The organism is Sphingomonas sp. CCH9-F2, assembly GCF_001556735.1.
Lineage (GTDB): Bacteria > Pseudomonadota > Alphaproteobacteria > Sphingomonadales > Sphingomonadaceae > Sphingomonas > Sphingomonas ginsenosidimutans.
In genome coordinates, this window is the sequence record NZ_LSJO01000464.1 from 1 (window position 1) to 8,414 (window position 8,414).

An 8,414-nucleotide genomic window follows, 5' to 3' on the forward strand; every position below is an offset into this window, starting at 1 on the left:
GCCCCGCAGCGGCTGGACCTGCGCCGCGCCAACCGCCACGGGCTGATCGCCGGGGCGACCGGCACCGGCAAGACGGTGACGTTGCAGGGCGTGGTGGAGGGCTTTTCCGCCGCGGGCGTCGCGTGCTTCGTCGCCGATGTGAAGGGCGACCTGTCCGGCCTCGCCATGGCCGGATCCCCGGCCGCCAAGACACATCCGATCTTCACCGCGCGCGCCGCACAGATTGGCATGACCGACTGGGCCTATGCCGACACGCCGGTGCAGTTCTGGGACCTGTACGGCGAACAGGGTCACCCGATCCGCACCACCGTCAGCGAGATGGGGCCGCTGCTGCTCGCGCGGCTGATGGGGCTGAACGAGGTGCAGGAAGGCGTACTGACGATCGCCTTCCACGTCGCCGATCAGGACGGACTGCTGCTGATCGACATGGACGATCTGCAGGCGATGCTGGCGCATTGCGCGGAGCGCGCCGACGAGCTGACCGTCACCTACGGCAATGTCGGCAAACAGTCGATCGGCGCGATCCAGCGCGCGCTGCTCCAGCTGCGCTCGCAGGGCGCCGACCATTTCTTCGGCGAACCCGCGCTCGATCTGGACGACCTGTTCGGCGTGGACGACCGGGGCCGCGGTCTCGTCAACGTGCTGGCGGCCGACCGGCTGATGGCCAGCCCGAAGCTGTATTCGACGTTCCTGCTGTGGCTGCTGTCCGAACTGTTCGAACATTTGCCGGAGGTCGGCGACCCCGACCAGCCGAAGCTGTGCTTCTTCTTCGACGAGGCGCATCTGCTGTTCGACGACGCGCCCGATGCGCTGATGGACAAGATCGAGCAGGTCGTCCGGCTGATCCGGTCGAAGGGCGTCGGCGTCTATTTCATCACCCAGAACCCGATCGACATCCCCGACAAGGTCGCCGGGCAGCTCGGCAACCGCATCCAGCACAAGCTGAACGCCTTCACCCCGCGCGACCAGAAAGCGGTCAGCGCCGCGGCGCAGACCTTCCGCCCCAATCCGGCGGTCGACGTGGCGAGCGCGATCACCGAGCTGAAGGCCGGCGAGGCGCTGGTGTCGCTGCTCCAGCCCGACGGCGCCCCCGCGCCGGTCGAGCGCACGCTGATCCGCCCACCCGCCAGCCGCGTCGGACCGGTCACGCCCGAGGAACGCCGCGTGCTGATCCAGACCGACGTGATCGGCGCCAAGTACGACACGATCGTCGATCGCGATTCGGCCGAGGAACTGCTGGCCGCCAAGACGCAGGAGGCCGCCGCCGCGGTCGCCGCCGCCCGGGCGCAGGACGAAGCGGACAAGGCCGCCGCGCTCGCCGCAAAGGAGCAGGCGAAGGCCGCCAGGGACGCCGAACGCGCGCGCATCGCCGCGCAGCGCGACGCCGACCGCCAGGCGCGCGAGGACGACCGCGCCCGCCGCGCCGCCGAGCGCGAGGCGGCGAACAACCCGTGGAGCAAGGCGATGACCTCCGCCACCCGCTCCGCCTCCTCCGCGATCGGGCGGACGGTGGCGAACGAGGTGACCAAGGCGGTGCTGGGGTCGGGCCGCGGCAGGTCCGGCGGCGGCCTGCTGGGCCAGGTGATGCGCGGCGTGCTGGGCGGCCTGCTGCGGCGATAGGGGGCACCGAAAGGAACGTCACCCCAGCGAAAGCTGGGGTCTCCCGCGATCATCCGCCCCGCCCGCCCGGCAGAAAATCCCGGCCTTCGCTGGGATGACGCACCCTTTCACCCACACCGCGCAACCCCGATGACTCGCGCGCGCGTCTCCGTTACATCGCCGCAATGAGCACGCCGATCTTCACCCCCATCACCCACGCCGATCTCGTCGCCCATGTCCGCGCGCTGGCCGCGGCCATGGCGGCGGATGCGGACTGGACGCCCGCGCATATCATCGGCATCGGCCGTGGCGGGCTGATCCCCGCGGTCTATCTCAGCCACGCCACCGGCCTGCCGATGCTGGCGGTCGATTATTCGTCGCAGTCGGAGGAACTCGCCGCCGATGCCATCGCCAAGCTCGCCGCGCGCACCCGCGCGGGCCAGCGGCTGCTGTTCGTCGACGACATCAACGACAGCGGGCGCACGATCGGGCACCTGCGCACGATGCTGGCGCGCGAGGGCGCGGCCGAAGGCGCGGTGCGGTTCGCCACGCTGATCGACAATTGCCGATCGGGGCAGCGGGTCGAATATGCCGCGCACGGCATCGACCGCCAGGTAACCAAGGACTGGTTCGTCTTCCCGTGGGAAGCGATGGCGCCCGACAGCGCGATCGCCGCCGACGCCGCCGAGGTGCCCGAACGCATCGCCTGACGTCCCGAATGCCGGAGGCAGCATGACCGACGCCCTTCCCCATGCCGCCGGCGAACATCATCTGGTCCACCGCACCGGCTGGCTGCGCGCCGCGGTGCTGGGCGCCAATGACGGGATCATCTCGGTCTCCAGCCTGATCGTCGGGGTCGCGGCCGCGCCGGGGGCGACCGCGGGCGCGGTGCTGATCGCCGGCACCGCGGCGCTGGTCGGCGGCGCGCTGTCGATGGCGGCGGGCGAATATGTCTCGGTCAGTTCGCAGGCCGATACCGAGCGCGCCGACCTGCGCCGCGAGGCGGCCGAGCTGACCCGCGCGCCGATCGCCGAAACGCGCGAGCTGGCCGCCATCTACGAATCGCGCGGCGTCGACCCCGCGCTGGCGCAGCGGGTGGCCGAACAGATGATGGCGCATGACGCGCTGGGCGCGCATCGCCGCGACGAACTGGGGCTGGCGGACGACGGCGGTTCCAACCCGGCGCAGGCGGCGCTGTTCTCCGCCGCGGCGTTCGCCGCCGGCGCGATTCCGCCGGTGCTGGCCGCGCTCGCCCCGCACGGCGCCGTCCTCTATGCCGTCCCCGCCACCGCGCTGCTGCTGCTGGCGTTGCTGGGCGCACTCGGCGCGCGAGCGGGCGGCGCGCCGGTCGGGCGCGGGATGGTGCGCGTCGTCGCGCTCGGCGCGCTGGCGATGGCGGTCACCGCGCTGATCGGCAAGGCGACCGGCACGGTGATCTGATCCGCCGCGCCGTCACCTCACTTCTTGATAAGCCCGATCTCGACCAGCCGTTCGTGCAGGTAACCGTTGGCGGTGATCGGCGCGGGATAGCGGTTCGGCCGGTCGGCGGTGATCGTCTGCGGCAGGGTCTCGATCAGGAAATCGGGCGCGGGGTGCAGGAAGAACGGCATCGAATAGCGCGAATGGCCGCGCCGTTCGGGCGGCGGGTTGACGACGCGGTGCGTGGTCGACGGCAGCACATGGTTGGTCAGCCGTTGCAGCATGTCGCCGACATTGACCACCATCGCCCCCTCCGGCGGCTTGATCGCCAGCCAGCGGCCCGAATCGCGATCGAGCAGTTCCAGCCCGGCTTCCTCCGCACCCAGCAGCAGCGTGATGAGGTTGATGTCCTCATGCGCGCCCGCGCGCACCCCCTCGGCATCGGCGGGGATCGGCGGATAGTGGAGCAGCCGCAGCACCGAATTGCCGTCCTTCACCGCCGGGTCGAACCAGTCGGGCGCCAGCCCCAGATGCCGCGCGATCGCCGACAGCAGCCGGTCGCCCGCACGATCGAACGCGGCGAACATTTCAACGAACGTGTCGCGGAACCCCTCGGGCCGCGCCGGCCACACGTTCGCGGCCATTTCCCCGGCATAACGATGCCCGGGCGGCAGCTCGCGTCCGACGTGCCAGAATTCCTTCAGATCGACGTGGCGCGCGTCCTTGGCGATCTCGGTCTTGAACGGGGTATAGCCGCGCGCACCGCCCCCGCCGGGGATGTGATAACCGCGCTTCTCCTCCTCCGGCAGCGCGAACAGCGCCGCGGTCTCGGCCCAGGCGCGGTCGATCAGCGGCTGCGGCACACCATGGTCGGCGACAATCGCGAAGCCGAAGCGCTCGAACGATCCGCCCAGCGCCGCGGCGAAGCCGTCGGGGTCGCGATCCTGGTCCTTCAGGCTCAGCGTCGGAACCTGGGCGGCGGGGGTGTCGAGCATAGGAACGTCCAACTTGTTGATGTGCCGACAATAGGCGCGCACGCCCCGACATGCCAGCACCGCTGGACGCGTGACACCGCGCGCCCGCTGCCCTAGGCGCGGGGGCATGTCGTCTTCCCCTGCCCCCACCGATCGGGGACCGCCGCTACCGCTGCCCGAATTCGTCGCGCTGATCGCCGCGCTGATGGCGCTGACCGCGCTGGGGATCGATTCGATGCTGCCCGCACTGCCGGCGATCGGCGATACGCTGGGCGCGCCGGATGCCAATGCGCGGCAATATGTCATCACCGCCTTCGTCCTGGGGTTCGGCGGCGGGCAGCTGATCCACGGCCCGCTCGCCGACCGGTTCGGGCGGCGGCGCAGCCTGATCGCGGCGATGACGATCTATGTCGCCGCCAACGCGCTGTGCGCGATCGCCGCCAGTTTTCCGCTGCTGCTGGCCGCGCGCGTCGCCGCCGGCTTCGCGATTGCGGCGGCGCGCGTATCGGCGGTGGCGATCGTGCGCGATTGTTTCGAAGGGCGCGCGATGGCGCGGGTGATGTCGATCACCTTCATCGTCTTCATGATCGTGCCCGTGCTGGCGCCGGCGTTCGGCGCGGGCGTGCTGCTGTTCGGCGGGTGGCGCGACATCTTCTGGGCGGTGGCGGTCGCGACCATCGTGGTGCTGACGTGGTTTTCGTGGCGGATGCCCGAAACGATGCACCGCGAGGATCGCGTGCCGCTGTCCCCTGCGCGGATCGTCGCCGGGTGGCGGCTGACGCTGTCGGATCGCTGGTCGCTGGGCTATACGCTGGCGGCGACCGCGCTGCTCGGCGCGCTCTACGGCTATCTCAATTCGATCCAGCAGATCATGGCCGACACGTTCGGGCGCCCGCGGCTGCTGCTGGTGATCTTCGCCACCACCGCGGGGACGATGGCGGCGGCGAACCTCGCCAATGCGCGGCTGGTGATGCGCGTCGGCACGCGGCGGCTGGCGCATGGCGCGGTGCTGCTGCTGATCGCCACCGCCGCGCTGCACCTGGCGCTGGCGCTGGCGGGGGTCGAGGACCTGTACGTCTTCGCGGTACTGCAGGCGATCACCATGGGCTGTTTCGGGCTGGCCAGCGCCAATTTCTCCGCGATGGCGATGGAGAATATGGGGCATATCGCGGGCACCGCCTCCAGCGTGCAGGGTTTCACCAGCGTGACGATCGCGGCGGGCGCGGGCGCCGCGATCGGGCAGGCGTTCGACGGCACCACCGTGCCGCTGACCGCCGGCTTCCTGGTGGCGGGCATCCTCTCGCTCGCCGCGGTGCTGGTCACCGAACGCGGCCGGCTGTTCACGACGCGCTGAACCGAGCGATGCGCGCGGAACCGCGCTCGCCCGTCCGCCGTTCGTCGCCATCATCGGCATGAGGAGCTTCGCGATGGGCGGACAGCATATCCACGGACACGGTTCCGGCGACGACGGCTATGACGAGGACGGCTACGACGAAAGCCAGCGCGCCGAAATCCTGGAGGCGACCCGCGACGGGCCGAGCGACGGGACGATCATCGTCGATCTCGATCCCGATATCAGCGAGGACGACGATCTGGAGGATGAGGACGAACTGACGCTGCGCGACGGCCAGGTCGGCGAGACCGACGCCACCGTGGCGCAGGACGATGCCGACGTCGAGGAAGACGAGGTGCAGGAAGACTTCGACGACGACGACGACGCCGACGATGATGGCGAGGAAGCCGAACTCACCGATCGCGACGACGCCGCGCTGCGTCCCTGATCGCTGCCCCCCGCCGCCGACGCGCGCCATTGCACCGGCGCGTCGGCGGCGGCATGGCGGGGAACCCCTTTCCCCATTCGCGGAACGCTGCGCGCCATGCCCACGATCGCCCTGCTGATCGCGTCCAACTGCTTCATGACGATCGCCTGGTACTGGCATCTGAAGGGTGGGGAGGACAAGGCGCTGCCGCTGGTGATCATCATCAGCTGGGCGATCGCCTTCTTCGAATATTGCCTCGCGGTGCCGGCCAACCGCATTGGCTATCTGCACGGGTGGACCGGCGGGCAACTGAAGGTGACGCAGGAAGTCATCACGCTGGCGGTCTTCACCATCTTCGCGATCGTCGTGCTGAAGGAGCCGCTGACCTGGCGTCACGCCGGGGCGTTCGGCTGCCTGGTCGGCGCGGCGGCGTTCATGTTCGCGGGGCGTTGACGATCGCGGCCCGCGCAGCCACGCTGTCCGCATGATCGCTGCCCTGCTGCTCCTGCTACAGGCCGCTCCGGCGGACGTGCCCGCGCGCTTTTCGGTGCTGGCTCCGGTCGCCAACCAGCCGTGCGTGCGCGGGCGCGCGCCGGACGAGATCGTCGTATGCGCCGATCCGCTGCCCGACCAGAAGCTGCCGCTGCCCCACGAAGTGCCCTCGTCGCTGCCGCAGCCGGTCAACCGCAACGCGGACGGCATGGGCGCGCTCGCCGCGGAGGGCACGCCGTGCGCGGCGCGCGTCGGCGGGTGCCAAGTGGGGATCGACCTGCTCGGCATGGGGACCGCGGCGGTGCGCGGCATCCAGAAACTGGTCGCGCCGGGCAGCTGCTGCGAACGCGACGGAGAGGGAACCAGCACCGGGATGCTGGTCGGCGACGTGATCGGCGGCGTCGCGCGCGCCTTCCGCCCGCACGCGAAGGCGCCGAAGGGCGAGCGGGTGCCGATCGACCTCGCCGAACCGTCGATGGCCGGACGGGTCAGCCCCTAGGCCGGCCCGCCTACGCCAGAATATGCATCCACAGCGGCTCGCCGGTCAGGCTCTGCGATCCGCGCAGCCGTTCCAGCGCCTGCTCGACGCAGCGTTCCGGCCCTTCGTGCGTGACGATCGCGACCAGCACGCTGCCCTCCGCTGACGCGCCGCGCTGGATCAGGCTTTCGATCGAGACGCCCGCATCGCGCATCGCCGCGGCGATCTCCGCCAGCACGCCGACACGATCCGCGACCGAAAAGCGCAGGTATGCGCGCCCGCGCCGCTCACCGCTGTCGGCCGCCGCGGTCGTCGCCAGCGCGTCGGCGGGCATCGCATAGGCCGGGCCGAACTCGCCGCGCGCGATATCGATCAGGTCGGCGACCACCGCGCTCGCGGTCGGCCCCGCCCCCGCGCCCGCGCCCTGGAACAGCAGCCGGCCGACGAAATTGCCCTCCGCGACGACCGCATTGGTCGCGCCGGTGACATGCGCCAGCGGATGGTCGCTGGGCACCAGATGCGCGTGGACGCGCTGGAACAGCCCCGCCGGCCCGGCCTCCGCCACGCCGATCAGGCGGATGCGATAGCCCAGCGCCGCCGCTTCCGCGATGTCCGCCGCCAGCAGGTGGCGGATCCCGCTGATCGCGACGTCGTCGAACGCGGGCGCGGTGCCGAACGCCAGGCTGGCGAGGATCGACAATTTGTGCGCGGCATCGACGCCATCGATGTCGAACGACGGATCGGCCTCGGCAAAGCCCAGCGCCTGCGCCTCGGCCAGCACCGCGGCGAAGTCGCGCCCCTCGGCCTCCATCTTCGACAGGATGAAATTGCACGTGCCGTTGAGGATGCCGTAGACGCGCCCGATCGCATTGGCCGCCGCGCCCTCGCGCAGGCCCTTGATGACCGGGATACCCCCCGCCACCGCCGCCTCGAACTTCAGCGCCGCGCCCGCTTCCTCGGCAGCGCGCGCCAGGTCGAGGCCGTGGTGCGCCAGCATCGCCTTGTTCGCGGTGACCAGCCCCTTGCCCGACGCCAGCGTGCGCCGCGCCAGCGCCAGCGCGGGGCCGTCCGATCCGCCGATCAGCTCGACGATCACGTCGGCATCCACGTCCGCCAGCGTCGCGGTATCGTCGACCCAGGCGAAGCGCGACAGGTCGACGCCGCGGTTCTTCAACCGGTCGCGGGCGGACACGGCGACGACCTCGATCGGGCGGCCGGCGCGGCGCGCGATCAGCTCGCGGTTCTCGTCCAGCACGCGGATCACCCCGCCTCCGACGGTGCCCAGCCCCGCCAATGCCACCCGCAATACGTCCGCCATCGCCTGTCCCCCCACGTCGCCGGCCGCGATTACGGCGTGGCGCACGCGATGTCGAGCACAGGCGATTCGCCGACGAATGCATATTTTGCAACCGCAAGCGAATCACATTGCACTTGCACAATCATGTGTTGCGATGCACAAAAGCCGTGCCTTTCAGGCATCCTCTCCTAAAAACTTTCACAGCCGGGCTTCTGCCCGGCTTTTTTTTGGCCGCCGCTTGCGATACACGAATCGGGCCGCACCCCAAAAAACAACGCGCGCAGGAGCAGGATGTCGCCGGTAGGACCGGCAGATGACCGGGGGAGCGACATGGCCGCGCTCCCCCCGCGTATGCGATCAACGCACGATCCCACTGTTGCCCGTCCAGCCCTTGT

General features: G+C 70.6%; 9 protein-coding genes. 7 read left to right on the forward strand and 2 right to left on the reverse strand.

Translation table 11 applies throughout. The annotated features are described in order from the left end of the window. The 3 genes from AX685_RS12910 to AX685_RS12920 form a co-directional block, all read left to right on the forward strand. The coding region (locus AX685_RS12910) for a helicase HerA-like domain-containing protein (RefSeq protein WP_066489303.1) at positions 1–1,620 on the forward strand (1,620 nt) is incomplete at its 5' end. A 164-nt stretch (positions 1,621–1,784) separates the two neighbouring features. Further along, positions 1,785–2,309, forward strand: a complete 525-nt coding sequence (locus tag AX685_RS12915; protein WP_066489304.1) for a phosphoribosyltransferase family protein — start codon at positions 1,785–1,787, stop codon at positions 2,307–2,309. 22 nt (positions 2,310–2,331) lie between these two features. Then, positions 2,332–3,039, forward strand: a complete 708-nt coding sequence (locus AX685_RS12920; RefSeq protein WP_066489305.1) for a VIT1/CCC1 transporter family protein — start codon at positions 2,332–2,334, stop codon at positions 3,037–3,039. 17 nt (positions 3,040–3,056) lie between these two features. On the opposite strand, the gene AX685_RS12925 is transcribed toward AX685_RS12920, so the two are convergent. Further along, positions 3,057–4,013 carry an isopenicillin N synthase family dioxygenase gene (locus AX685_RS12925; protein ID WP_066489309.1) on the reverse strand — a complete coding sequence of 319 codons (957 nt, stop codon included), beginning with the start codon at positions 4,011–4,013 and terminating at the stop codon, positions 3,057–3,059. Between the two features lie 106 nt (positions 4,014–4,119). Here AX685_RS12925 and AX685_RS12930 point away from each other — a divergent pair, with 106 nt between their 5' ends. The 4 genes from AX685_RS12930 (at position 4,120) to AX685_RS12945 (ending at position 6,743) form a co-directional block, all read left to right on the forward strand. Next, complete coding sequence (locus tag AX685_RS12930) at positions 4,120–5,346, forward strand: Bcr/CflA family efflux MFS transporter (protein ID WP_066489311.1); 1,227 nt, start codon at positions 4,120–4,122, stop codon at positions 5,344–5,346. A gap of 73 nt (positions 5,347–5,419) precedes the next feature. Continuing rightward, positions 5,420–5,773: a DNA primase gene (locus tag AX685_RS12935; protein WP_066489312.1), complete on the forward strand. Its 354-nt coding sequence runs from the start codon at positions 5,420–5,422 to the stop codon at positions 5,771–5,773. Positions 5,774–5,869: 96 nt separating this feature from the next. Beyond that, positions 5,870–6,205, forward strand: a complete 336-nt coding sequence (locus AX685_RS12940; RefSeq protein ID WP_066489313.1) for a DMT family protein — start codon at positions 5,870–5,872, stop codon at positions 6,203–6,205. 31 nt (positions 6,206–6,236) lie between these two features. Then, the gene (locus tag AX685_RS12945) at positions 6,237–6,743 is read left to right on the forward strand and encodes a hypothetical protein (protein WP_066489314.1); all 507 of its coding nucleotides are present in this window, start codon (positions 6,237–6,239) and stop codon (positions 6,741–6,743) included. A gap of 10 nt (positions 6,744–6,753) precedes the next feature. Here the strand turns inward: AX685_RS12945 and AX685_RS12950 are convergent, their stop codons facing one another. Next, complete coding sequence (locus tag AX685_RS12950) at positions 6,754–8,040, reverse strand: homoserine dehydrogenase (protein WP_066489317.1); 1,287 nt, start codon at positions 8,038–8,040, stop codon at positions 6,754–6,756. Between the last annotated feature and the right edge of the window lie 374 nt (positions 8,041–8,414).

Coding starts and splice junctions, on each gene's coding strand:
- AX685_RS12930 (WP_066489311.1), top strand. CDS start 4,120: ATGTCGTCTTCCCCTGCCCCCACCGATCGGGGACCGCCGCTACCGCTG.
- AX685_RS12945 (WP_066489314.1), top strand. CDS start 6,237: ATGATCGCTGCCCTGCTGCTCCTGCTACAGGCCGCTCCGGCGGACGTG.
- AX685_RS12950 (WP_066489317.1), bottom strand. CDS start 8,040: ATGGCGGACGTATTGCGGGTGGCATTGGCGGGGCTGGGCACCGTCGGA.
- AX685_RS12925 (WP_066489309.1), bottom strand. CDS start 4,013: ATGCTCGACACCCCCGCCGCCCAGGTTCCGACGCTGAGCCTGAAGGAC.
- AX685_RS12920 (WP_066489305.1), top strand. CDS start 2,332: ATGACCGACGCCCTTCCCCATGCCGCCGGCGAACATCATCTGGTCCAC.
- AX685_RS12940 (WP_066489313.1), top strand. CDS start 5,870: ATGCCCACGATCGCCCTGCTGATCGCGTCCAACTGCTTCATGACGATC.
- AX685_RS12915 (WP_066489304.1), top strand. CDS start 1,785: ATGAGCACGCCGATCTTCACCCCCATCACCCACGCCGATCTCGTCGCC.
- AX685_RS12935 (WP_066489312.1), top strand. CDS start 5,420: ATGGGCGGACAGCATATCCACGGACACGGTTCCGGCGACGACGGCTAT.